The 24,985-nt window shown below is 63.8% G+C and carries 19 protein-coding genes and 1 riboswitch; of the genes, 11 read left to right on the plus strand and 8 right to left on the minus strand.

Annotation, left to right across the window (positions count from 1 at the left end; all coding sequences use genetic code 11):
* Positions 1-161: 161 nt before the first annotated feature.
* Both CGK93_RS05410 and CGK93_RS05415 read right to left on the minus strand, forming a co-directional pair.
* Entirely contained in the window at positions 162-3,083 is a 2,922-nt protein-coding gene (locus tag CGK93_RS05410) for a chitobiase/beta-hexosaminidase C-terminal domain-containing protein (RefSeq protein WP_089593937.1), read from the minus strand.
* Positions 3,084-3,202: 119 nt separating this feature from the next.
* The gene (locus tag CGK93_RS05415) at positions 3,203-3,994 is read right to left on the minus strand and encodes a gamma-glutamyl-gamma-aminobutyrate hydrolase family protein (protein ID WP_089593938.1); all 792 of its coding nucleotides are present in this window, start codon (positions 3,992-3,994) and stop codon (positions 3,203-3,205) included.
* A gap of 74 nt (positions 3,995-4,068) precedes the next feature.
* On the opposite strand from CGK93_RS05415, the gene CGK93_RS05420 reads away from it, so the two are divergent.
* Positions 4,069-5,208, plus strand: a complete 1,140-nt coding sequence (locus CGK93_RS05420) for an LOG family protein (protein WP_157731615.1) — start codon at positions 4,069-4,071, stop codon at positions 5,206-5,208.
* Between the two features lie 7 nt (positions 5,209-5,215).
* Here the strand turns inward: CGK93_RS05420 and CGK93_RS05425 are convergent, their stop codons facing one another.
* The 3 genes from CGK93_RS05425 to CGK93_RS05435 all read right to left on the minus strand — a co-directional run bounded on the left by CGK93_RS05425 (position 5,216) and on the right by CGK93_RS05435 (position 8,426).
* A complete protein-coding gene (locus CGK93_RS05425) occupies positions 5,216-6,238 on the minus strand; it encodes a matrixin family metalloprotease (protein WP_232481550.1) in 1,023 nt (340 codons plus the stop codon).
* A gap of 31 nt (positions 6,239-6,269) precedes the next feature.
* Positions 6,270-7,169 (minus strand): matrixin family metalloprotease, encoded by a 900-nt coding sequence (locus CGK93_RS05430; RefSeq protein WP_198318360.1) that lies wholly within the window; start codon positions 7,167-7,169, stop codon positions 6,270-6,272.
* A gap of 84 nt (positions 7,170-7,253) precedes the next feature.
* Positions 7,254-8,426 carry a VIT1/CCC1 transporter family protein gene (locus tag CGK93_RS05435; protein ID WP_089593940.1) on the minus strand — a complete coding sequence of 391 codons (1,173 nt, stop codon included), beginning with the start codon at positions 8,424-8,426 and terminating at the stop codon, positions 7,254-7,256.
* A gap of 233 nt (positions 8,427-8,659) precedes the next feature.
* Here CGK93_RS05435 and CGK93_RS05440 point away from each other — a divergent pair, with 233 nt between their 5' ends.
* The gene (locus CGK93_RS05440; RefSeq protein ID WP_089593941.1) at positions 8,660-8,851 is read left to right on the plus strand and encodes a hypothetical protein; all 192 of its coding nucleotides are present in this window, start codon (positions 8,660-8,662) and stop codon (positions 8,849-8,851) included.
* Here the strand turns inward: CGK93_RS05440 and CGK93_RS05445 are convergent.
* Both CGK93_RS05445 and CGK93_RS05450 read right to left on the minus strand, forming a co-directional pair.
* On the minus strand, positions 8,848-9,147 hold the full coding sequence (locus tag CGK93_RS05445; RefSeq protein WP_089593942.1) for a hypothetical protein: 300 nt from the start codon (positions 9,145-9,147) through the stop codon (positions 8,848-8,850). The genes CGK93_RS05440 and CGK93_RS05445 overlap by 4 nt on opposite strands.
* Before the next feature lie 16 nt (positions 9,148-9,163).
* A riboswitch (SAM riboswitch) is annotated at positions 9,164-9,283 on the minus strand.
* Between the two features lie 122 nt (positions 9,284-9,405).
* Positions 9,406-10,941 (minus strand): sodium:solute symporter, encoded by a 1,536-nt coding sequence (locus CGK93_RS05450; RefSeq protein ID WP_198318361.1) that lies wholly within the window; start codon positions 10,939-10,941, stop codon positions 9,406-9,408.
* Positions 10,942-11,209: 268 nt separating this feature from the next.
* Between CGK93_RS05450 and CGK93_RS05455 the strand changes: the two genes are divergently transcribed.
* Positions 11,210-11,785: a helix-turn-helix domain-containing protein gene (locus tag CGK93_RS05455; protein WP_089593944.1), complete on the plus strand. Its 576-nt coding sequence runs from the start codon at positions 11,210-11,212 to the stop codon at positions 11,783-11,785.
* A gap of 5 nt (positions 11,786-11,790) precedes the next feature.
* On the opposite strand, the gene CGK93_RS05460 is transcribed toward CGK93_RS05455, so the two are convergent.
* Positions 11,791-13,764: an APC family permease gene (locus tag CGK93_RS05460; protein ID WP_089593945.1), complete on the minus strand. Its 1,974-nt coding sequence runs from the start codon at positions 13,762-13,764 to the stop codon at positions 11,791-11,793.
* A gap of 221 nt (positions 13,765-13,985) precedes the next feature.
* Here CGK93_RS05460 and speB point away from each other — a divergent pair, with 221 nt between their 5' ends.
* The 8 genes from speB to CGK93_RS05500 all read left to right on the plus strand — a co-directional run bounded on the left by speB (position 13,986) and on the right by CGK93_RS05500 (position 24,916).
* Complete coding sequence (speB, locus tag CGK93_RS05465) at positions 13,986-15,047, plus strand: agmatinase (protein ID WP_089593946.1); 1,062 nt, start codon at positions 13,986-13,988, stop codon at positions 15,045-15,047.
* Positions 15,044-16,744 carry a thiamine pyrophosphate-binding protein gene (locus tag CGK93_RS05470; RefSeq protein ID WP_089593947.1) on the plus strand — a complete coding sequence of 567 codons (1,701 nt, stop codon included), beginning with the start codon at positions 15,044-15,046 and terminating at the stop codon, positions 16,742-16,744. The genes speB and CGK93_RS05470 overlap by 4 nt, the downstream gene beginning before the upstream one ends.
* Before the next feature lie 153 nt (positions 16,745-16,897).
* A complete protein-coding gene (locus tag CGK93_RS05475) occupies positions 16,898-17,380 on the plus strand; it encodes a MarR family winged helix-turn-helix transcriptional regulator (RefSeq protein ID WP_089593948.1) in 483 nt (160 codons plus the stop codon).
* Between the two features lie 8 nt (positions 17,381-17,388).
* Positions 17,389-19,515 (plus strand): MFS transporter, encoded by a 2,127-nt coding sequence (locus CGK93_RS05480; protein ID WP_089593949.1) that lies wholly within the window; start codon positions 17,389-17,391, stop codon positions 19,513-19,515.
* 256 nt (positions 19,516-19,771) lie between these two features.
* Positions 19,772-21,505: an ABC transporter ATP-binding protein gene (locus tag CGK93_RS05485; protein ID WP_089593950.1), complete on the plus strand. Its 1,734-nt coding sequence runs from the start codon at positions 19,772-19,774 to the stop codon at positions 21,503-21,505.
* The gene (locus CGK93_RS05490) at positions 21,502-23,580 is read left to right on the plus strand and encodes an ABC transporter ATP-binding protein (RefSeq protein ID WP_089593951.1); all 2,079 of its coding nucleotides are present in this window, start codon (positions 21,502-21,504) and stop codon (positions 23,578-23,580) included. Before CGK93_RS05485 ends, CGK93_RS05490 begins: the two co-directional genes overlap by 4 nt.
* 74 nt (positions 23,581-23,654) lie before the next feature.
* The gene (locus tag CGK93_RS05495) at positions 23,655-24,071 is read left to right on the plus strand and encodes an acyl-CoA thioesterase (RefSeq protein ID WP_089593952.1); all 417 of its coding nucleotides are present in this window, start codon (positions 23,655-23,657) and stop codon (positions 24,069-24,071) included.
* An 80-nt stretch (positions 24,072-24,151) separates the two neighbouring features.
* Complete coding sequence (locus tag CGK93_RS05500) at positions 24,152-24,916, plus strand: copper homeostasis protein CutC (RefSeq protein WP_089593953.1); 765 nt, start codon at positions 24,152-24,154, stop codon at positions 24,914-24,916.
* The last annotated feature ends 69 nt before the right edge of the window (positions 24,917-24,985 follow it).

Here is a 24,985-nt window from a genome sequence, read left to right on the forward strand (position 1 = left end):
ACGACGGCCCGGCGCCTTCCCCACGGAAGGTACCGGGCCGTCGTCGTACTTTAAGCGGTGGTCTTTCTTTAAGCGGTGGTCTTTCCACGACCTGGACATGGCTGACGCGGGCCGAAGAGTCTGGGGGAAAACTCCGACCCGCGCCAGGTTCATGGGGCCGGCTAGGCGATGACTTTCATGGCCTGCCAGCCGGTGCCGAGGCTGATCGGCGGTACGTTGCTGAACGTTCCGCCTCCCGATCCGGGATACAGCCACAAGGTGTCTCCGATGCGGCCCACGACGTCGTTCCGGCCGTCGCCGTCAAGGTCCCGCGGCCCGGCCACCGCAGTGCGGGTTCCCCAGCCTGTCCCGATCTGCGTCCATTGCAGCCAGCCCCCGGAACCATTGCCCGGATACAGCCATAATGCGCCTGTGTCGGTACGGCGCGCCAGTACATCTCCCTTGCCGTCGCCGTTGAAATCGCCGGTGCTGAAGATGGCGCTCATGACGTCCCAGCCCCAGCCCACCGTGTAGGGAGTCCGCTGTCCTCCGGTGCCGTTTCCTTCGTACATCCGGAGCTCGCCGTTGCTTCGACGGCCGATGAAATCGGGGATGCCATCGCCGCTGAAGTCGCCGGGGGAGAAGAGCTGCGTCATGGTGCTCCAGCCCGTGCTGACCTGGGTACGTGCCCCGAAGCTGCCTGCCCCGTCGCCGGGGTAGAACCAGAGGATGTCACCCGCCCTTGCCAGGAGGTCGGGTTTGCCGTCCTTGTTGAAGTCGCCGGGGGTGACGGTGTCCGTGATGGTGGACCAGGCAGGTGCGGCCAGTGCGATCTTCCGTGGGTCCAGCCCGCCGGATCCGTTGCCGGGGTACAGATACAAGTTCCCGGCGGTATCGGCGGCCAGTACGTCCGCCCTGCCGTCACCGTTGTAGTCATGGGCCGATGGCGGTCCGGCTGCGGGCACGGTGTAGGTCTGGGTGCCCACGGCCGAGGTGTTGCCGGCGGTGTCTACTCCGATGTACTTGAGCACCAAGGTGGAGCTGCCCATGACGATCGGATTGGCAGCGTTGTATTTGATGTTGGTGGGTGACTCCGTGGCCGTGGGCGTACTGCCGTTGGTGGTGTAGTAGATGGCGGCAGGCTCGTTGGCGGACAGCGCGATGGTGGCTCCACTGGCCAAGGCACGGCTGGTGGGGTTGGCCGTCACGGTGGGGGCCGCGGTGTCCGGTGGCACGGTGTACGTCTGGGTGGCCACCTCAGAGACGTTGCCCGCGGTATCCCTGGCGAAGTACTTCAACGTCATGGGACCGGGACCGTTGAAGGGAATCGCCGTGGTGTAGGGGAGCCCGGCCGTCAGTGGATCGGTCCCGTCGGTGGTGTACCGGATATCGGCGGGCTCGTTCGCGGTCAGTGTGATGGTGGTGCCCGGAGCGTACTGGCCACCCACCGGGTTGGCGGTCACCACGGGCTTGATGACATCCGGGCCGGTGGAGTAGGTCTGCGTGACCACGGCGGAGGAGTTGTTCGCGCTGTCCACGGCGAAGTACTTCAGGGTCAGCGGGCCGCTCAACGTCAGCGGAGCGGTGTACTTGCTGCTGGCCGTCGTCGGGGTGCTTCCGTTGGTGGTGTAGTAAATGGTGGATGTTTCATTGGCGGTGAGGGTGATGGCCTGGCCCACCGCGTAGGTTCCACCCGGGGGCGCCGCGGTGACGACGGGGGCCACGTTGTCGGTGCCAAGGTAGGCCTCAAATTCGGCCAGCCCGGCGTTGGTGGTGCCGGCACTGACTGAGGTGATGTTGAGCCGTACCGAGCTCACTGTCTTGGCAGGAAACTTGATGGTGAGGCCCGATCCGTTATTGGGCAGGGACGGGACCGCCACAGTGCTTCCATCCGAGAACTGCAAGTTGCCGCCGGTGATCTGATCCGTCAGGAGGGGGCGGTCGGACAGGGTGACCGCATTGATGGTCCGGGTGGGGGTGAAGTTGTATTGGACCCAGCTGCCGGCCTTTTCCCCGGCGGAGACCCATTCCCGGGTGGCATCCATCGGGGTTCCCCAGTGGTACCCGTCGCGGACCTTTTCCGGGCTTTGCGCTGCAGCCTTCTGCGACGACGCAGTGACGGTGGTACCTGCGGATTTGGCAGCGTTGCCCACCCACTCGATGGCCGTAATGTATTGCCGTTTCAGCCACTCGTCATAAGGGGAGTCCGGGCAGCCCTCGCCGGGACTGCTGCAGACGTACATGTCGAAATCAGCGAACCGTACAAACGTGTCCACCTTGGCGGTGAGCTCAGCCCCGGTCACGTTCTGGGCGTATTCATCAATGACATAGGCATCGTAGGCCATGGACGTGTGAGGTCCGGTGTAGCTGCGGGTGGCAAGCTGGGCAAATTTTGCGGTGGCCCAGTGGTCGCTGTGGTCGTAGGGGCTGGTGAAGTTCCCGGTCCAGTCCTGGGTGCGGAAAGTGGTGGGCTGGAAGTTTGCCACGAGGCGGTTCAACGCTGACTGGAACTGGGACTTGGTGAAGGTTGCAGCGTTGTCCACCGGGCGGATGGAGGACAGCCGGCCGTCCCAGAGTTTGAGGATGCTCTGGCTGTTGTACGCGGCGCTGCCCAAGCCATTGGGAAAGCCGTCCGGCAGCCGCATGTACACCACGGAGACGTTGGGGGCACCGTTGAGGGTCCGCAGGGTCAGCGGGCGTCCTGGGACGCCGGCGTCGGAGGTAGTCCAACTGTTGGAGACTCCGGCCATCTTGGCGTAGCTTGCCTGGATCCCTGATTCGAGGCTGCGCCAGTAGGTGGCGCCTTCGCCGGCCTCGCCGGCGGTGGCGAACACTGTTTGAACGCAACGCTTCGCCTGAATATCGCGCATGAAGTCCGGGCTGAGGAAGAGCAGGTCATCATCGGTGTGCGCCACGATCTGCATGGCGCCGCCCGTGCCCGCGCACGGCGGTTCAGCAGCAGCGGCGGGAGCTGCGGTGGTGAGGGCGAACCCGCCCATGACCAACGCGGGCCCCAGGAGAAGGCCCAGAAGGCGTTTGGTTAAAGAAGGGCGGCTGATCGGATTGAGAGGACGACTGGCGTGTTTTGGACGGTCCACAACCATGCTCCTTTGAGCAGATGTTGGGCCCCCCAGCCGGCAAACTTACGACGCCCCCTGGACGTCTATGAATGAAGTTGGTACTGGCTGAACTTCCGACGAAACTGAAAGCGATGCAGTGAGAGTTACTGTAGCCCAACTGCGGGAGCGTGAATAGAGTGCCGGCAAACGTCCACGAACTTCTTGAAGGGCAGCAACCGCTCCGCATCGGGAATGAGGGACGCCTCGGGATGCCACTGCACGGAGGCTACCCACCGGGTGGGATCCTCCAAGGCCTCCACCGTGCCGTCGTCGGCGATGGCCGTGACCACCAGGCCCTCGCCCACCCTGTCCACAGCCTGGTGGTGCCCGGAGGCAATCTTGATGGTGGTCCCCCCGGGAGCTCCATAGAGTGCCGCCGCCTTGGAACCGGCCGTGAGGCGAACGTCATGCCAAGCCCACTCACTGGCCGCGGGATCGTGTGGATCCAGGCCACTGTGCGTTACCGAGGTAGGGACCATGTCCTGAATCAGCGTTCCGCCGTACAACACGTTCAACAACTGGTGGCCGCGGCAGACACCCAGCAGTGGCAGACCGGCGTCGATGGTTGCCCGGGCAACATCCACGTCCAAATGGTCCTGCTCACGGTTCACGTCGTACAGCGAATCTTCGGGATCCTGGCCGTACAAGCGGGGATCGATGTCGCCGCCTCCCGGCAGCAGCACGCCGTCGAGCATCTGCATTTCGGCAGCCAAGCGGCCGGCGCTGTCTGCCGAAACCGGCGTCAGCAGCACCGGCTGCGCACCGGCCTCGCGCAACAGGTCCACGATATAGGTGAAAAGTTGATTGGCTTCGCCCACCCGGGCATCGGGGGTGTCCGAACTGCTGAGACGGATCGGAACACCGATACGCGGACGGGCAACTTCTGAACTCTTCATGTTTCATGATGCACTGGACAGCAGCCCGGTGCGCAAACGCCCGCGTCACAGCCCGGCGATACTACGCTGAAACCATGAATCGCATCGGAGCCCTGAACCCGAGCCCGCGGACACTCGACATAGAAAGCGTGGTCCAGTTCCACCATCTGGTGACCGCAGGAGCCGGGTCCATGAATGGCTGGCACGCGCAGTCGCTGGACCTGCGTGGCCATGCACGGGAGCTTAAGTCCCTGGAGGCCCAAGGCGCGATCTTCCTGGGATGCACCTTCGACGACGGCGTGGAAGAGAATCTGCGACGCCGTGGAGCGCTGATCTTTCCCAAGCTTCACGGCGTACCGTTCGACCCCTACCGGAACAGCCTGTACACGGCAGAGGAGCTCTACCAGGACATCTCCTCCACTGAGTACGAGTCAACCCTCGACGCCCGGGTCTACCAGTGGAGCATCCTCCCCGGGCGGAGGGGAAGCCTGGACGCCACCCTGGCCGCGGCCCTGCACGACCACGCAATCGGCGATGCCCTGGACGAACTCCTGGACCACGGAGCACTTTCCGGGACCCAGGTAGTGGGTGTCATGGGTGGACACGCCGCCCAGCGCGGCACCAGCGACTTCGCCGACGCCGCACGGCTGGGCCGGCTGCTCGCCCAATCAGGATTTGCTGTCGCCACAGGCGGGGGACCCGGGGCCATGGAGGCAGCCAACCTGGGTGCCTACTTGAGCGGAACGTCCGACGCCGATGCTGCGGCCGCGCTGGAAACCCTCGCCGGAGTGCCGGGGTTCAGACCCTCGGTGACGGCTTGGGCGCGGCAAGCAGCCGCCGTCGTCGAACGTCATCCAGAAGGCACGCCGACCCTGGGGATTCCCACCTGGTTCTACGGCCACGAGCCTCCCAATTTATTCGCCACGCACGTTGCCAAATACTTTGCCAATGCCGTCAGGGAAGCCATCCTGTTGGAGCTGTGCACCGGCGGGATCGTCTTCCTTCCGGGCGCCGCAGGAACGGTGCAGGAGATCTTCCAGGACGCCTGCGAGAACTACTACGGAGCACCCGAAACCATCAGTCCCATGGTGCTGGTGGGACGTGAACACTGGGAACGGACACTCCCGGCCTGGCCCATGCTGCAGAGCCTCGCCGCGGGAAAACCCATGGAGGAGAAGATCTTCCTGGTGGACACCGTGGAAGAGGCGCTCGCAGTGGTGGCCGGCCAGGCATGAGGCGCAGCTAGAAGTCCTTGCTGCAGGGACCGGAGCCGAGTTGGGCCAGGCCGGTCCTGTCGCCGGCAGCGTATTGGCGGACCCAGGAAGCCTGGTCAAACATCAGTTGCCGGGGATCGTCTACGTGATCAAGGCCCAGCAGGTGTCCCAGCTCATGCATGATCACCGCTACGCCGATCTCCTTGCCCTCGGAGGTGTCCACGATGCCGGCGAACTGCGGGGCGTCCAATGACACGGTACCGGTGACGTAGGCCTTGTAGCCGTCGCTCAGGCCAATCGAGGAGCTCCCTCCCAAGCCCACGGTTTGGCCGGTCAATCGCGGTACCTGCTCCGGAGTGCTCCACGCGATCAGGACGGGCGCCCAACGGTCACCGTATCTGGCAGGCTGGTATCCCTGCCTGTTGGTGGATGGGACCTCGGAACTGGGGCCGTCGTAGACGAACTTCAATCCAGTGGCCACGCTGGCTTGGCGAATGGCCTCGTCCACCAGTGGCTGCCAGGACGGATCCCCGAGATCGGCGTTCACCACGTAGTGGATGGGCCTGCACGGGGAGTAGGCCAGGGGAGTGCCGTCCTCCTTCACGGCGAGGAACTTGTACGAGGTACTGCTCCGGTTCACGGGTGCCGGAGTTCCCAGTGGCGCATCGGCTTCTTCCAGGCCGGGCACAGGTTCCTGGCGCTGCCCGAACGGGACCAACCCGGGCCGGGGTGCCTGGCTTTGGGTGGCGGAGGAACCGTACAGGAACCGCTGCAGGTCGCCGCTGAAATACGCCCCCGCACACACCAGGCCGAGGATGCCCAGGAAGAACAGTATGGCAGCGATGCTGCTGTGCTTGACCGTCCGTGCTGGTCCCGGTGGCAGCGTTGCCTCGGGCCGGTAGGGGCCATACGGAGGATCACGGGGGCGAAGGGGATCGGGGTCCTGCCACTGGGGCGACCCGTTAGGTTCCATGGAACCCCCTGACGTGGAGGCCGCGACGGGAGGTGGGGCGCCGCCGTCGGCCGTAGTCGCCAGCATAAGTCCGGACACGCCGGGAGTCCATGGCCCCCTGAACCGGCTGTTAGATGTCCTCGCGGCAGGGGGCCGAGGCAAGGAGGTGCAGTCCGGTCAGGTCGCCCGCCGCAAGGCCGTCAGGGGCGCCAATTTCCGGGTACATCAGCTGGACAGGATCATCAACGTGGTCCAATCCCATGACGTGCCCCAACTCGTGCTGCATGACCGCCAGGACGTAGTCGGCGCCTTCGGGATCAGCGAGGAGTTCGGCGACCTGCGGGGTGTCCAGCTCGAGGCTGCCGGTGATGTAGCTTTTGGGTCCGTTGTTGAGTGAGTACATGGTGCTGCCGCCCGTACCAATGACTTTGTCCGCCAACGCCGGTGCGGCCTCCGGCGTGGTCCACGAAATCAGCAGGGGAGCCCAACGGTCGCCGTACTTGGCCGGCTGGTATGGCTCCCGCCGGTCTGCCGGCAACTCGTCGGTGGTGCCGTCGTTGACGAACAGGATTCCTGAAGCGGCGGAGACCTTCGCGATTGCTGTCTCCAGCAGCGCATTGGAACCCTCCGGCGCGGACGCATCGTTCACCACGTAGTGCAGCGGCCGGCACGGCGAGTACCCCACCGGAGTGCCGTCGTCGTTGGTAGCCAGAAACTTATACGAATCGTTGATGGTCTCCGGCGCCTTCGGCGAGGCCAGCGGGGCGTCCGCCTCCTCAAATCCGGGCGGCGGGGCGTCTGCTGCACGTGCGGGCGCCGATTGCTTCTGCCCGGGTTGCCCGTCGTGCGCGGCACCCGGAACGCTCACACCCGGGAAAAGGGCAGTGATCCGCGGATCTCCATGCAGGAATCCGCTGACCAACACTGCCACAACAGCGGCAATTCCGGCCATGAGCACGCCACGGAGAATACGCCAGGCCGTGCCGGCACGCCGGTGCTTGGGCGCACGCGTTTCCCGCTCCGAGTCCACGGTTCTCCATTCCTCACGCCCTGGTCACGCGGGGCAGCGCGGAGGACGAACCAACATTACGGGCTGCAGGGGGAGCCGTCCAAACTAGACGATGGTTGCCCCGAATACCAGGCCCAGCCCGTAGGTGGCGGCAGCTGCTCCCAGGCCGATCGCGAGCTGGCGCAGCCCGCGGCTCAGCGGCGACGTTCCGGACAGCAAGCCCACGACGGCGCCGGTCGCCAGGAGCGCGATGCCCACCAGCACACCGGCCACCATCAAGGCGGCAAAGCCCGTCATGCCGAAAATGAAGGGCAGGATGGGAACGATGGCGCCCGAAGCGAAGAAGCAGAAGCTGGACATCGCTGCGCCCCACGCCGAGCCGACGGATTCATGCTCGTCGGTGGCAGGTTTCTCAGGCTGCAAGGAGAGGCTGGGATCGCAGTCGCAGCTGAACAGGCCCATGCGCTCCGCGGCGCGGTGCTCAGCGGCCTCGCGCGTCATGCCACGGGCGAGGTACACCAGCACCAATTCGTTGTGCTCGATGTCCAACGACGGTGCTGCCGTGAGGGTGGCTTGGGTGGGCAGTGTCGCGTTGAGCAGTTCCCGCTGGGAGCGGACCGACACGTACTCGCCGGCACCCATGGACAAGGCACCCGCCAAAAGACCTGCCACACCGCTCATCAGCACCACCGGACTGGGTACGCCGGTGGCGGCCATGCCCATGACCAGCGAAAGGTTGCTCACCAAACCGTCGTTGGCGCCGAAGACCGCGGCACGGAAAGTACCGGAGAGCCGGTTTCGACCACGGGTAGCCAGTCCCCTGACCACTTCTTCGTGGATCTGTTCGTCAGCCACCATGGCGGGTGTTGCCGCGGGTTCGGAGCCGTAGGGGGAGCGGCCTTCTGCGCGTTGGGCCAGGGCCAGCACAAAGACGGACCCGAAGTTGCGGGCCAGGAAGCCCAGGAACTGGCTGCGGGTTGACGCGGCCTTGGGCATTCCGGCGTGCTCACCCAGGAGCTTGAGCCAGTGGGCCTCGTGTCGGCCTTCGGCTTCGGCCAGGGCAAGCAGGATTTGGCGTTCTTCGCCGTCGCGCCGTTGGGCGAGTTCGCGGTAGACGGCGGCCTCGGCGCGCTCATCGGCGAGGTACTGCCGCCACCGGCGGATGTCGGCGTGCGGGGGTGGCGCGGGTTGCGTTCCGTCGTTTTCGGGGGCTGCCGATTCCGGGGTGGGGTCCGGAGCCGGGCTCGACGAACCGGGGGATTCCTGGTGCTGTTGCACTTTCTCTCCTGTGCTGGGTGGGGTAGTTGCGGCCCCATTGCACGCCCCACTGTACCGCTTATCTGCGCGGTTTTTTGGCTGGTATTCCTCACTTGGAATGTTCGGCGCACCGTAATTTCCGGCCATTCTTGACCCTCGCCTTACCCGGTGCTCAGATGGAAGGACAGGGGCGGGGGTCCACCCCGCGCACGTTCAACAGGGCTTTGAGCGGCCCACGAGACGGAGGTTGCACCATGAACACCACCGAATCACACGCCAACTACCCGGAACGGACCACCATTGAGTCGGATCCGGCCTACGACTACGCCGAGGACCAGGAAGTGGACGAGGCCTGGGTGGAGGAAGTGGACGCCCCCGAGGACGACGAACGTGTGGTCCCCCTTGACGAAACCGAGGAATTCCGCGAGGAGGACGAGGAAATCTAGGCGGGCAGCTCGCGGCTGAGTGTGTAGTGTTGCTGCACACCCGCGCGTTTGCCGGCCGCGGCAACAGTCACCGTGAGCGTCCTCGACGCACCAGACCAGAGGGTCGGCCGGACCGCTTGGGCCAACGCTCGCGCGATCAGGTGCGGCTGGGGATGTCCGAACCGCCCGGTTCCGGCCTTCGAGGTGATGGTCACCGTGCCCAGGAAGAGGTCGACGGCGGGAATCACCGCGACCGTGTGCGTGGCTGTTGGCGCCGGGGTACTTGTAGCCGGGGTGGTATCGCCTTGGTACGGCAAGGGATTGCTCCTTGGGGGAGTGCTCTTGCCCGCTCGGTTGTCTCTGGTCCGGGACGGGCCGCTTCCTCATCCGAACCACCCGTGAACATGGGGTTGGTGTGTGGCCAGTCGGAGCTTGGCGCCACATCTCTTGAAGCTGGGACAACCCTACCCCACAGCTATCCCCAACAACGCCCTCTTCCCAGGCACAAAACAACGGCGGCGCCGCCCCGGAAAGGGGAGGCACCGCCGTCGAACATTGCTCTGTTACGTGCAGCGTTACTTGTGGCTGCTGACCGGGTGGGCCTCAGGCGGGAGTTCCTCAGAGACTGCGCCGGCAACGCGCTTGTCCCAGGCCTCGCGGACTGCGGGATCAGTGGGCGGGGTGAGCAGTGAAATCACTACGTAGGCGATGAACGAAGCGGCGAGACCGTAGTAGATCGGTTCGTTGGCGTAGACGCCGTCCGCGCTCGGAATGACACCCAGGGCGAAGAGGATCAGCAGGGTCAGCGTCAGCACCGATCCAACTGCCATGGACCACGCAGCGGCGATGCCCGTGCCGCGCTTCCACACCAAGCCGCCCAGAATTGCTACCAGGAGGCCGCCTACCAGGATGTCGTAGGCGATGGTGAGGGCAATCACCACGTCCTGAGCTGCCATGGAAATCAGTACTGCCACGATGCCGAGTCCAAGAACCCAGTAGCGGTTTGCCTTGACGTCGTGTTCGGGGTTTTCGCTGTCATCGGTGTTGATGGTCTTGCCGAACCAGCTGGCCACGAACGGGACAACGTCTGCACGTGCCACCGTTGCTGCGGCAATCAGGGCGCCGGAAGCGGTGGACATCATGGCTGCAACAGCCGCGGCCATGACCAGGCCGCCGATGCCGACGGGCAGGATGTGGGTTGCCACCTCTGCGTACACAACGTCCTTGCCGAGGTTGGTGACATCGATGTCCGGCAATGCCACCCGGGCAGCCAGGCCGATCACGGCGCCTGCGATGCCGTAGAGAATGCAGTAGACACCGGCCGTGGCGCCGCCCCAACGGGCAACGGTGGGGGTCTTGGCAGTGAAGACGCGCTGCCAGATGTCCTGGCCGATCAGGAGGCCCAATGTGTAGACCACGAAGTACGTGATGATGGTCTGGGCGCCGATGCCATCGATCTGGAAGAAGGTGTCGTCGAGGCGCTCACGGATGCCGTCCATGCCGCCGGCCGCGTTCAGGACGAACGGGAGCATCAGGAAGAAGATGCCTACGGTCTTGATGATGAACTGAACCTGGTCGGCCAACGTAATCGACCACATGCCGCCGATGGTGGAGTAAACCAGGACGATCGCGCCGCCAACGGCGATGGCAAGCCAGCGTTCCCAGTCGAAGAGCACCACGAAGATGGTGGCGTAGGCGCCGGTGGACGTAGCGCAGAGCATGAGCGTGTACGCCAGCATGACGATGCCGGAGGTCTGCGTGGCCCTGCTGCCGTAGCGAAGGCTCAGCATCTGGGAGACCGTGTAGATCTTCAGGCGCTGGATGGTGCCGGCGAACAGGAGGCTGAGCAGCAGCACGCCTGCGCCGATGGCCACCACCAGCCACATGCCGGAGATGCCGAACTTGTAGCCGAGGCCGACGCCGCCCACGGTGGAAGCGCCACCGAGGACCACAGCGGCCATGGTGCCGGTGTAAAGGAACGGTCCCAGGCGGCGGCCGGCCACCAGGAAGTCGCTGTTGTTCTTGGTGCGGGACTTGCCCCACCAGCCGAATGCCAGCATGGCGAGCAGGTACACCACCACGATTGCGATGTTAATAGCCGAAGATTCCATGAACGGTCCTTGGAGCTGATGCACGGAGGTTGGGGTTTTCGACGATACTCCTGCGAAGCGTCGAAGTCTCTGTGCTGATGGTTGGAGATTGGGGAAGAGTGTTGTGTGCCTCACAGACAACACTTGTTGCCTATGAGGATATGTTGTGATCGGAGTAACAGTCAAGATGCTTTGGTCATGGTTCCGCCGATTCTGGTCCTGTTGGCCCGTCTCCCGGCTACTATTGCTCCAATGACAGGGCCACATGACAGGCCTGAAAGGTTCGTGAATGAAGGCTCTCCCCGTTGAACCGAGCAATGTTCCCGTTGCCATCGGTTCCAGAATCCGCGCAGCCCGGCAGGCGCAGCGCCTCACCATCGAGCAAGTGGCTGACGCCACCGGGCTGACCAAGGGATTCCTCAGCCGCGTGGAGCGTGACCTGACATCGCCGTCGGTCGCCTCTTTGGTCACCTTGTGCCAGGTGTTGTCGGTCTCTGTGGGTGATTTGTTCGCCGCCCCGGAGACGCACCTGACAAAACGCGACGACGGCCCCCGCATCTCCCTGGGCGGCCAGGGCATCGTGGAGCGGTTGCTCACGGCCCGCTCCGAGCGCCGGCTCCAGATTCTGCAGGCCACCATAGAGCCGCGCGGCCGTGGGGAGAATGAGCTCTACGCCGTGGACTGCGACGTCGATGTCCTGCACGTGGTCAAGGGCAGGATCAAGCTCATTCTGACCAACGAGGCGTACGACCTCGAAGAAGGGGACACGCTCTCCTTCCCCGGCCGCGAACCGCACACGTGGATCAACCCCACGGACGAGACCGTCGAGGTGCTCTGGGTGCTGGTGCCGGCGGCGAGCCGCTAGGGCGGTTAGCCCACGTGCACCCACGGCCGGCGGGTGATGTCCGGCTCGGCTTCCCTCAGCACTTCGCGGGTCACCGGGGCGATCTCCCCTTCTCCGAAGAACAGGAACTTGCTGAGGTTGGAGATCGGGTTGCCCTCGGTCCAGCGGAAGTAGATGTGGGGCATGAATCCCGTGACGTCGCGGATGTGGAGCAGCACGGCCGCCACAGTGTTGGGGACGTTGTTGCTGTGCACTTCAAGGATCTTGAAACCGTGCCGGGTCTTGCCCACAACCTGGAGTTCCTGTTCGAAGTCTGAGCTGTCATCCACGATGACCTCAATGAAGAGGGCGTCGCAGTCAACGGGCAGGTGGCTGGCCTGCTGCGCGTGCTGGAGCTTTTCGCGGTACCTGCTGGCGCTGAGGTGTTTGGGTTCATGCGCGATGATCCGGACAGGACCCTCGGAAGCGTTGGCGGTGAATTCCAGGGCCTTCTCGTCCATCTTGATGTGGGTGGCCCGGAGTTCGAAGGCGCGCCGCATGCGGGAAATGAAGCTGACCACCATGATGCCCAGGATGAAGAGTGCCGCGATCTTCAGGCCGTCAGGCCGCTCGATCGAGTTGACCACTGTGGTGTAGACGAAGACGAGGGAGATGATTCCGAAGCCGATGAATTGGCCGCGTTGCTTCTTTCGCCGTGCGGACAGGGTGACTGCGATGGAAGCAGAGGTGATCAGGACCAGCACGCCGGTGGCATACGCGCCACCCTGGGCGTTGACGTCAGCCTGGAAAATGATGGTGACGATGAAGGCGATCACAGTGAACACCAGGACCAGCGGGCGCAGTGCCCGGGCCCAGGCCGGAGCCATGCCGTAGCGGGGCAGGTATCGCGGCACGAGGTTCAGCAGCCCGGCCATGGCGGACGCGCCGGCGAACCAGAGGATGGCGATGGTGCTGACGTCGTAGACGGTACCGAAGCCGTCGCCGAGGAACTTGTGTGCAAGGTAGGCGAGCGCGCGGCCCTCTGCTTTGCCGCCGTCCTGGAACTCGGCGGCCGGGATCAGCATGACGGTGGTGAAGCTGGAGGTGATGAGGAACGAGCTCATGATGATGGCCGCAGTGGTCAGCAGTTTGTGGGCACCCTTGATCCGGCCGGCCGGGTTGGCTTCGGTGTCCGTGGCGTGTCCCTTGATCTGGGGCATAACGGCCACGCCGGTCTCAAATCCGGAGAGTCCCAGTGCCAGGCGGGGGAAGACCAGAAGGGCCAGGGCGATCATCATGATGGGGTCGCCGTGGGAGGTGGTGAGTGCGGTCCACCAGTCGGTAATGACTCCGGCTTCGGTGAAGAGATGGGTCATGGATACGACGATGACCACAAGGTTCAGTGCCAGGAACGCTGCCACCAGTACTACTGCCACGTTGATGGCTTCCTTGAATCCGCGAAGGAAGACCACACCCAGCCCGGCGATCAAGGCCAGCGTGATGACAACTTGCTGGCCTTCCAGGAAGTGCGGCGCGAAGGGGTTCTCGATCAGGTGGGCTGTGGCGTCGGCAGCTGAGAGCGTGATGGTGATCATGAAGTCCGTGGCTGCGAACCCCAGGAGGGCCAGGACGAAGAGCTTGCCGCCCCAGCGGGGGAGGAGCCGTTCCAGCATGGCGATGGAGCCTTCGCCGCGAGGACTCTCGCGGGCCACGCGGCGGTAGACGGGCAGTGCGCCGGCCAGGGTTGCCAGTACCAGGAGCAGGGTGGCCAAGGGGGACAGCAGGCCCGCTGCCAGTGCGGCAATGGCGGGCTGGTAGCCGAGCGTGGAGAAGTAGTCCAGGCCGGTGAGGCACATGACCTTCCACCAGGCTTGCGGCTTGTGAGCGTCCGATGGGCGGCCGTGTGGCCCTTGCCTCTTGCCTGAGGTGTCCGGCATTCCTTCCAGCAGCCAGGGCTTGAGCTTGAAGGAGTTCTTTGGCCGGTTGGCCGGATCGGCCGGAGGCCTCGACAAGGTGGTCACTGTGTCCTTTCGTGCAGCACGGTGCTGCTTCCGCAAGGAGCGTATGGCCGCGTTCGACGCCGGGACCCCGGTTTTTATGGAATCTTTACGCCCACTGTGACCGGCATCTCATGACGCGTGCGTTCAAATCTGGGTTGTAAACAGGTGATGCATATAAGGAAACTTTGAGTGTATGATGGGTGTCACAGTCATCCCAGCTATCCACTAAGGAGTGGCGCATTTTGGAAGAGCTCCGTATTGAGGCCAACGGCAACCTTGGTCCCATCGATTCGTCCCGCATCCCGCGCTATGCCGGTGCCGCCACCTATGCCCGCCTGCCCCGCCTTGACCAGGTGGCCAAGGCTGATGTCACTGTTGTAGGCGTCCCCTTCGACTCCGGCGTTTCCTATCGTCCCGGCGCGCGCTTCGGCGCCAACCACGTGCGTGAGGCCAGCCGTCTGCTGCGCCCGTACAACCCCGCCTGGGACGTCAGCCCATTCGAGAACATCCAGGTGGCCGACGCCGGCGACATGGCCGTGAACCCGTTCAACATCAACGAGGCCATCGAAACCGTCCAGCAGAACGCCTTGGACCTCACGGCCAACGGCAGCAAGCTGGTCACCCTGGGTGGCGACCACACCATTGCCCTGCCCCTCCTCCGCGCAGCCGCGGAGCGCGCCGGTGAGCCGATCGCCATGCTTCACTTCGACGCACACCTGGACACCTGGGACACCTACTTCGGCGCCGAGTACACGCACGGCACGCCCTTCCGCCGCGCCGTCGAGGAAGGCATCCTGGATACCGAAGCCATCAGCCACGTGGGTACCCGCGGCCCGCTGTACGGCAAGAAGGACCTCGACGACGACCACCGCTTCGGCTTCGGAATCGTCACCTCTGCAGACGTCTATTACCAGGGCGTGCTGGAAACGGTGGCCAAGATCCGTGACCGCATCGGCAACCGTCCGCTGTACATCTCCGTGGATATCGACGTCCTGGACCCGGCCCACGCCCCGGGTACCGGCACCCCCGAGGCCGGTGGCATCACCAGCCGCGAACTCCTCGAAATCATCCGTGGCTTCCGCGGCATGAACCTCGTCGGTGCGGACATCGTAGAAGTTGCTCCGGCGTATGACCACGCAGAAATTACCGGTGTGGCAGGCAGCCACGTAGCCTACGAGCTCGTGACCCTCATGGCGGACAATGCCGTCGAAGGCGACCGCCAAGGTGCCCCGAACGGCTACGCACAGCAGGCTCTCGGTGCCCGCATCGCAGAGCTCGCCAAGGCAACAGGGGATCAGCGATGATCGATTTTGATCCCGGCACAGCAGCTCCTACCAAGGGCACCAACCAGCGCAACGGCGGGGACCTCGTCGTCGAGACCCTCGAAGCGCTGGGCGCGAAGACCGTTTTCGGTATTCCGGGCCAGCACGCTCTCGGGCTGTTTGACGCCATGGGCCGCGGCAACCTCCACTTCGTTTCTTCCCGCGTGGAGAACAACTCGGCGTTCGCCGCCGACGGTTACTCCCGCGCCACCGGCGAGGTGGGTGTGTTGTTCCTGTCCACAGGTCCCGGCGCGCTGACGTCCCTGGCAGGTTTGCAGGAGGCTTACGCCACGGGCGTTCCCATGGTGGTTGTCGCCAGCCAGATCCCGCTCGATGGCCTGGGTGCACGTCGTAAGGGCATGTTGCACCAGCTTGATGACCAGAAGGCTTCGGCCGCGAACGTCACCAAGAGCCAGCGACTGATCCAGCACGCTTCCGGTATCCCGTCGGCCATCCAGGACGCCTGGACCGAAGCGATTTCCTCGCCGCAGGGTCCGGTCTGGATCGAAATCCCGCAGAACGTCCTGCTGGATCCGATCATGGTCCCGCCGGTTGAGGACGCCCTCGCCGAGGCGTTCGACAACCCGCCGCGCGTCGAACTGATCCGCGAGGCCGTGAAGTGGCTTTCGACGGCGGAACGTCCGGCGATCATCGCAGGCGGCGGTACCCGCCGTGGCCGGGCCGAGAAGTCGCTGCTCTCGATCGCCGAACAGCTCCGCGCACCGGTCATCTGCACTCCGGGCGGCAACGGTGCGTTCCCATGGACCCATGAGCTGTCCCTGCAGTCCTGGATCGAGGACCGGTACATGACCGACGTCCTGGAAGACGCCGATGTGCTGATCGTGATCGGGTCCTCCCTGGGTGAAGTGACGTCCAACTACTTCACGTTCGAACCCCGCGGGCGCATCATCCAGATCGACGCCGAACCCCGCGTCCTCGAATCCAACCGGCCAGGCCTGGGCATCCGCGCAGACGCCGGGCAGGCCCTCGCCGCGCTGGACGAAGCCCTCGCAGCAGCCGGAGCCTCGGATACAGTAACCCGGTCCTGGCATGGCACCAGCCCGGAAGATGTGGTCAAGGAATCGCTGGCAAAGGTCACAGCGCGCCTGGAATCACAGGACCTGGCCAAGGAGCTGAAGTTCATGGCCGACATCCGCGAGGCTGTTCCGGCCGACATGCAGACCTTCTGGGACATGACCATCTCCGCTTACTGGGGCTGGAGCTGCTGGGACGCCCGTCAGGGCCAGTTCCACTCCGCCCAGGGCGCCGGCGGCCTCGGCTACGGCTTCCCCGCAGCAATCGGTGGAGCCGTGGGACTGGAAACCACGGGCAAACCAAGCCGTGTGCTGGCTGTCTCCGGTGACGGCTCGTCCATGTATTCCATCTCGGAACTTGCCACGGCCAAGCAGCACAACGTCCCGGTCACTTGGCTGATCGTGGACGACGGCGGCTACGGCATCCTGCGGGAGTACATGGTGGGCGCCTTCGGCCAAGCCACCGCTACCGAACTGGCACGTCCGGACTTCGTCAAGCTTGCCGAGTCCTTCGGCGTCCCCGCCCGCCGGGTAGCCCCGGAGGAAGTGGGGAACGCGCTCAAGGCGTCCTTCGCAGCGGACGGACCCAACGTCGTCGTGGTTGAAACTCTGCTGAAGATGTTCGGCCCCACGCACTTGGATTAGACAGCCGCGACCAACATCCCATAAACAGCCCCCGCACGGAATACCGTGCGGGGGCTGCTTGCGTTGTGGGGAGCCCCTCATCATCTTTAGTTTCCCAAAGCAATCAATCTGAGTTATAGTTGCTTTAGGCAAACAAAAAGAGGGGTGTTTCCCATGTCCGTCGGTTCTGCCACGGCAACAGATCTTGTGCATCAAATTTTCGATCTCCAGCGCACGCTGCGCTGCGTGGTGACCGCCCACATGGCCCGCGTTCCCGACGTCGGAATGGCGCTCCAGGGGGTCATGCGGTTCATTGGCGAGGGGGAGACGCGGGCTACCCAACTGGCCACACGGCTGGGCGTCAGCGCTCCGGTCCTGAGCAGGCATGTCACCGAGCTGGAGGACCTTGGCTTTGTGGTGCGGCGGCCGGATCCTGCGGATGGCAGGGCCCAACTCCTCGCCCTGACAGAGAGCGGCGCGGCCAAACTGCGCGAATTCGAAGAACAACGCAGCGTGAGACTGCGGGATTACCTGGCGGATTGGAGCGAGGCAGACGCCCTCGAGGCCTCCCAGGTCATCAACAAACTCACTGTGTCCCTCAAGGACTCAATCCGGGCAACGGCGGCCGGCTCCATCACAACACACCAGACAGCTTAGGAGCCACCATGGCCACACCAGCAGTTCAGAACACCAAGGCGGTGGACGCCTCAGTGAGCCCCGCGGCCAGCAAGGCCGCCGCGCCCATGACCCACCGGCAGATCATGGAAGCCCTCACCGGGCTCTTGGCAGCCTTCTTCACGGCGATCCTCAGCAGCACCATTGTTGCCAACGCCCTGCCCACCATCATGTCCGAGCTCAAGGGCACCCAAACCGACTTCGCCTGGGTCATCACGGCCGCGCTGCTCGCGAACGCGGCCACCACGCCCATCTGGGGCAAGCTCGCGGACCTCTTCGACAAGAAGCTCCTGGTCCAGCTGAGCATCATCATCTTCGTGGCCGGCTCAGTGATGGCAGGCCTGTCCGAAACCATCCCGCTGCTGCTGACCGCACGCGTCATCCAAGGTGTAGCGATGGGTGGCCTCACCGCCTTGGCGCAGGCCATCATCGGTTCCATGATCCCGCCGCGTGATCGTGGGAAGTACTCCGGTTACATGGGCGCCGTCATGGCTGTGGGCACTGCCGGTGGCCCGCTGCTGGGTGGCTTCATCGTGGACAGTCCGCTCGGCTGGCGCTGGACGTTCTTCGTCTGCGTGCCGCTGGCCGTCGTCGCGCTCATCCTGCTCCAGGTGACCCTGAAGATCCAGCACATCAAGCGCCCCGCCAAGATCGACTGGCTCGGTTCCATCCTGCTGACCTCCGGCGTGAGCCTGCTCCTGATCTGGGTTTCCTTCGCCGGCAACCCGGACTACTACGACTGGTTCTCCTGGCAGTCAGCCCTCATGGTGGGAGGCGGTGTAGCGTTGCTGGCCGTGCTGGTGTTCGTGGAAACCAAAGTTGAGCAGCCGATCATCCCGCTGAAGATCATCACCGAACGCACCACGGCCTTGGCAATCATTGCCTCGGTTGCCGTCGGCATCGCCATGTTCGGCTCCTCCACCTTCCTGGGGCAGTACTTCCAGGTTGCCCGCGGTGCCTCTCCCACTGAGGCGGGCCTGCTGACGCTGCCGATGATCGCAGGCAACCTGATTGGGTCCGTCGCGTCCGGCATCCTGATCAGCCGCTTCGGTAAGTGGAAGAGGTTCCTGATTGCCGGCTCCGTCCTGCTGATTGGCGGCTTGGCGTTCGCCGGAACCATGGACCACACCACGGAACTGTGGCTCGTTGCGATCTACACGGGCGTTTTCGGCCTGGGCCTTGGCATGCTGATGCAGAACCTGGTGCTGGCCGTGCAGAACACGGTCCAGGCAAAGGACATCGGAACGGCCAGTGCATCGGTGGCGTTCTTCCGTTCGGTAGGTGGCGCGATCGGCGTGTCCGTCCTGGGCGCCATCATGTCCAACCATGTGAAGGACCTCGCCGTTGAAGGCATGGCTGCCGCGGGGATCCCTGCACAGGGCGGCGCCTCCGGTGCCAGCATGGACCTGGCCGATATGCCCGCTCCCGTTGCCGACATCATGAGGGCAGCTTACGGCGATGCCACCGCGCAGATCTTCCTCATCTCGGCGATCATCAGCGTTGTGGCCCTCCTGGCAGTGCTCTTCATCAAGGAACGTCCGCTGCGCCGGACCGTGGACGCCGCTCCGGAGAAGGAACTTGTTGCCACGGCCTCCTCGGACGCCGGGATGTCCCTGGACACGGCGTCGATGGACGCGCTGAAGGCGGAGGATCTGACGGCTGACGGCCTGAAGGCTGACGGTCTGACAGCGGACGACGACGGCGCAGGCACCTTGGGTGCCGGGCGTCAGGTTCCGGTGGGCGAACGTCAGGTTCCGCGCGCCGAACGCCCTACCTCCAGGCCGGACTCCGGTTCCGATCTGGATCTTGAGTTCGCCAGGATCCTCACGCAGGAACGCCCGCATGCGGGGAATGACGTGAGGGAAGTGCAGGAGCAGTTGTCCCGCACCCAGTACGTCCTGGCCGAACAGCAGTTGCAGCTGAGCCGTGCCAATGTGGAACTGCAGGCGAGGTTGCGGGAGCAGCAGGCCATCGCAGAGCAGCAGGCCCACACCGCCAAGGAACTCGCAGCGATCCGTAAGGAACTGAAGCGGGAACGCCGGCAGCAGGAACGGATGGCGTTGCTGCTCCTCCAAGGCGTGGAGGCCCGTCCGGACCACGGCAAGCACGCAGGCTGACACCGCCGGTCTGAAGAGGGGCGGGACGGAAGCGCCGGCTGGGATTCCAGCCGGCGCTTTTGCCGTCCCGGGGCTCTGGTGCCCGCTGCCGTCCCTGGATACCTGCGACACGGCAAATACTCCGCTGGGATGATCTTTTCCGTAGGTTGTTTCGCCGGGGCAACGGATTTCGTAGAGTAGTGAGGCTAATACTGTCAGCCCTTGCTGCAACACTTCTCTTATCTCATTCGCGCACTTTTTCTAAGGACCCGTGGGCATGCTTGTCACCCTTATACGGCGCTACTCCAAGCCGTATTTGCCGCAGATTGTGGCCGTGCTGATCTTTCAGTTGGCGTCCACCATCGCCACGCTCTATCTCCCCAGCCTCAACGCCAAAATCATTGATGAGGGAGTGTCCCGAGGCGACACCGACTTCATCTGGCAGACGGGTGCGCTCATGCTCGCCGTCGCCCTTGGGCAGGTGCTCACTGCCATCGTCGCCGTGTACTTCGGCTCCCGCGTCGCCATGGCCATCGGTCGGGATTTGCGCCGCAGCGTCTTCCGGCAGGTCAGCAGTTTCTCCGCCCAGGATGTCAACAAGTTTGGTGCTCCCACACTGATTACCCGTGGAACCAACGATGTCCAGCAGGTTCAGATGCTGGTGCTCATGGGCCTGAACTTCATGGTGTCCACGCCTATCATGTGCGTTGGCGGCATCGTCATGGCGCTCCGCGAGGACCTCAACCTCTCCTGGCTCGTCTGGGTTTCCGTTCCTGTCCTGGTAGCGGTTGTGGGCTACCTCGTGGTCCGGCTCATGCCACTTTTCCGCTCCATGCAGACCAAGATCGACGCCATCAACGGCGTGCTGCGCGAGCAGATCATCGGTATCCGAGTGGTCCGCGCTTTCGTACGTGAACCCCACGAGGCCAAGCGCTTCGGCGATGCCAATGAGGACCTCACCGCTGTATCCGTGAAAATCGGCAACCTGTTTGTCCTGATGTTCCCGGCCATCGGCATGATCCTCCACCTCTCCACTGCTGCCGTTCTCTGGTTCGGCGGCCAGCGCGTGGACTCCGGCGAGATGCAGGTGGGCGCGCTCACGGCATTCCTCCAGTACCTGCTGCAGATCCTGATGGCCGTCATGATGGGCACGTTCATGGCCATGATGATTCCCCGCGCTTCGGTTTGTGCAGACCGCATTGCCGAGGTGCTCGACGTCGAGCCTTCCATCCACAACCCCAGCTCGCCGGTGGTTCCCGCCGAGAAGAAGGGGCGCGTCGAATTCCGGGACGTGACTTTCAAGTACCCCGGTGCCGAGGCTCCGGTGCTGAGCAACGTTTCCTTCACTGCTGAGCCGGGCAAGACTCTGGCCATCATCGGCTCCACGGGTGCCGGCAAGACCACCCTGGTTTCGCTGCTGCCGCGACTCTACGATGTCGCCTCCGGTGATGTACTGCTCGACGGCGTTCCCGTCACCGACATGGATTCCTCGGAGATCACCAGTCGGGTATCGGCCGTTCCGCAGAAACCGTATCTGTTCTCCGGAACCATCGAGCACAACCTTCGCTTCGGCAAGCCCGACGCCACTGACGAGGAACTGTGGGATGCGCTGGAAACCGCGCAGGCCAAGGGCTTCGTGGAGGAAAAGTCTGCTGGCCTTAACCGGCGCATCGCCCAGGGCGGAACCAACGTCTCCGGTGGACAACGCCAGAGGCTTTCCATTGCCCGCGCCTTGGTGACGAAACCCAACGTCTACCTGTTTGATGACTCGTTCTCTGCCCTGGACGTAGCTACGGACGCCCGGCTCCGAAAGGCCCTGAAGGCCAAAACCCGGGACGCGACCGTCATCATTGTGGCCCAGCGTGTCTCCACCATCGCGGATGCGGACGAGATCCTCGTGCTGGATAACGGCAGGATCGTTGACCGCGGAACGCACGACGAACTGCTGGAGACGTCACCCACGTACCAGGAAATCGTTGAATCCCAGCTGAGCGTGGAGGAAGTGGCATGAGCGAGCAGAACCAGCAGAAGAAGCGTGGCTGGGCTGCCAAGGCTCAAGCCGCAAAGGATGCCAAGGCAACAGCCGAAGCTGAGGTAGCAACCGAAGCCCTTGACGACGACGACTTCGTCGAAGAGGAATACGTCCCCTCGGAAGCCGATGGCGGCATGTTCGGCGACGTCCCGGCAAAGAAGGCCAAGGAGTTCTGGCCGTCCGCCAAGCGGCTCATGGGCCTGCTGAAGCCAGAGGCCGTTGGCGTGTACATCGTGATCGGGCTCGTTATCGTCTCGGTGGTCCTCAACGTGATCGCCCCCAAGGTCCTGGGTAATGCCATGGACGTGATTTTCGGCGGCGTCGTGGGCCGGCAGGTCCCTGAGGGCGTCTCCAAAGAGCAGTTCGTGGAACTCATGCGCCAGCAGGGCCAGGGTAACTTTGCGGACATGGTCTCCAAGATGGAGCTCACCAACGGGATCGACTTCCCCAAGCTGACGTTCCTGATTTCGATCGTGCTCCTGATGTACTTTGTGGCCAACATCTTCCTGTGGGCCCAGGGGTGGTTGCTCAACAGGATCGTCATGCGGGTCATCAAGAAGCTCCGCAACGACGTCCAGGCCAAGCTCAACCGTCTTCCGTTGAACTACTTCGACACCCGCCAGCGCGGCGACATCCTGTCCCGCGTCACCAACGACGTCGACAACGTCCAGCAAGGCCTCCAGCAGGCGTTCTCCCAGTTGGTCAGCTCAGTGCTCACGGTCCTTGGCATCACGGTCATGATGTTCATCGTGTCCTGGGAGTTGGCGCTGATTGCGTTGATCGCCCTGCCGTTGTCCGGCATCGTGGCGGGTGTTATTGGTGCCCGCAGCCAGAAGCTCTTCGCAGCACAGTGGAAGAACACCGGCGCACTGAACGGCCAGATCGAAGAATCGTTCTCCGGCCACGACCTCGTGAAGGTCTTCGGGCGCGATGCCGACATGTTGGAGCGTTTCGACGAGAAGAACGAGGAACTCTACAAGGCCTCCTTCGGTGCACAGTTCGTGTCCGGCGTCATCTTCCCGGCCATGAACTTCGTGTCCTACCTGTCCTACGTCGGCATTGCCGTGGTGGGTGGCCTCCGGGTTGCGTCGGGCTCCATGAGCCTGGGCGACGCCACGGCGTTCATCCAGTACTCTCGCGAGTTCACCCAGCCGCTGGGCCAGATCGCCGGTATGGCGAACATGCTCCAGTCCGGCGTGGCCTCTGCCGAGCGCGTCTTCGAGTTCCTTGATGCTGATGAGGAAGTCGAAGAGAACGGCACCCGCCACCTGCCTTCCAAGACCGACGGTCACGTCGAGTTCGAGCACGTCTCGTTCAGCTATGTGGAGGACAAGCCGCTCATTGAGGATCTGTCCTTCGCGGCTGAACCTGGCCACACGGTGGCGATTGTAGGACCCACGGGTGCCGGCAAGACCACCTTGGTGAACCTCGTGATGCGCTTCTACGAGCTCAACGCCGGCCGGATCACCTTGGATGGCGTGGACATCAAGGACCTCACCCGTTCAGAGCTTCGGTCCAAGGTGGGCATGGTGTTGCAGGACGCCTGGCTCTTCGGCGGGACCATCTACGACAACATCAAGTACGGCAACCTGGACGCTACCGAGGAACAGATCATGGAGGCGGCCAAGGCCACCTACGTGGACCGCTTCGTCCGTGCGCTGCCTGACGGCTACCAGACGATCATTGACGAAGAAGGAAACAACGTCAGCGCCGGTGAGAAGCAGCTGATCACCATCGCGCGGGCCTTCGTCTCCGACCCCTCGTTGCTGATCCTGGACGAAGCTACCAGCTCCGTGGATACCCGCACCGAACTGTTGCTGCAGAAGGCCATGGCTGCCCTCCGCACTGACCGGACGAGCTTCGTGATCGCCCACCGCCTCTCCACCATCCGGGACGCAGACACCATTTTGGTGATGGAGAACGGCAAGATCGTTGAGCAGGGCAACCACAACCAACTGCTCACCCTCCAAGGCGCGTATTACCGGTTGTACATGTCCCAGTTCGCCGGTGAGGAAGAGACCGCTGTGGATGATTCGACGGCGGTGCACAGCTGAGTACCGATTCACTGAAGACCGGGCAACCCGCCCGGGATTCCGTTGCACCCCAGCGCATTGAGGTCCTTGTACCCATGCGCTGGGGTGACATGGACGCTTACGGGCACATCAACAACGTGCAGATCGTTCGTATGTTGGAGGAGGCCCGCATCGCGGCCTTCGGGCCTCCCCGCGGCGCGGGCCTTCCCGGCATAGAGCCTCCGGCTGCCCTGTTCAACGACGTTGAAGAGGGCATCATGACCCTCGTGGTGGAGCACAAGGTCCGGTATGTCCGGACCTTGGAGTACCGCAACATTCCGGCTTTCGTGGAGATCTGGGTTGGTGCCGTCAAAGGCGCAAGCTTCGATCTTCACTACGTCATTAGGGACCCTGTTACGCGGGAGGATTGCGTCAAAGCCACCACGCATTTGGCGTTCGTCGCCGAGGACACCGGCCGGGTCCTCAGGCTCACTCCCGGGCAGAAGGAAAAGCTCGGGCGCTACCAAGCCTGACGAGTTTTTGTACAGGTGATGCCCTTAAGGAGCCTTCTTAGGGGCATTACCTGTACAAAAACTCCGCGTAGAGTTTCAGCATGAAACTTGAAATTGCCGTGGTCAGTGCCGCCGGTGCGGGTACCGCTGCCGCCGAAGGAGCTCACCGAGTGGAGCTCTGCAGCAGCCTGGAACTGGGTGGCATCACGCCCAGCCAAGGACTCATGGAAGCCAGCATGGAGCACGTTGACGGCCGTCTGGAGATCCATCCGCTGATCCGCTCCAGGCCCGGCGACTTCCGGTACTCAGCCTCCGACGTGGACACAATGGTCCACGAGATCCGCCACCTTCTGGCGCAGGGCGCCCACGGGGTGGTGGTGGGGGCGCTGACTCCGTCCGGAGATGTGGACGTTCACGCGATACAGCGTCTGGTGGAGGCCGCCAGGGCGGCCAACCCCGAAGCCCAGCTGACCTTTCACCGCGCCATTGATCAGTCCAAGGACCCGTTGGCGGCGCTGGAGCAGCTTCTTGAGCTCGGCTTCACCCGGGTCCTGACCTCAGGACACGAAGCCACCGCAGGCGCCGGTCTGAAGACCCTGGCCGCCATGGCGGAACGTTCCGGGGATGCTGTGGAAATCATGGCCGGTGGCGGGCTGTCCTTGGACGACATCCCCGCCATGCACGCTGCGGGCTTGTCCGCCGTTCACTTGTCGGCCAAGAAGACCGTGTCCACGCTGGGTGACGGCGCCATCTCCCTTGGCGCGCAGGATGGGGCAGATCCCACCGCCTACACCGTCACCGACCGTGAGGTGGTGCGTGCAGCAAAGGCGATGGTGAACGCGCTCAACCTGGCCGCCGCAAAATAACCCGGGCGTCCACTGTTTGGGGCACAAATCCCAGTAAGTACGCATCGCAATAATCCTTTACGACCCCGA

Source organism: Arthrobacter sp. YN, assembly GCF_002224285.1.
Taxonomy (GTDB): Bacteria; Actinomycetota; Actinomycetes; order Actinomycetales; family Micrococcaceae; genus Arthrobacter.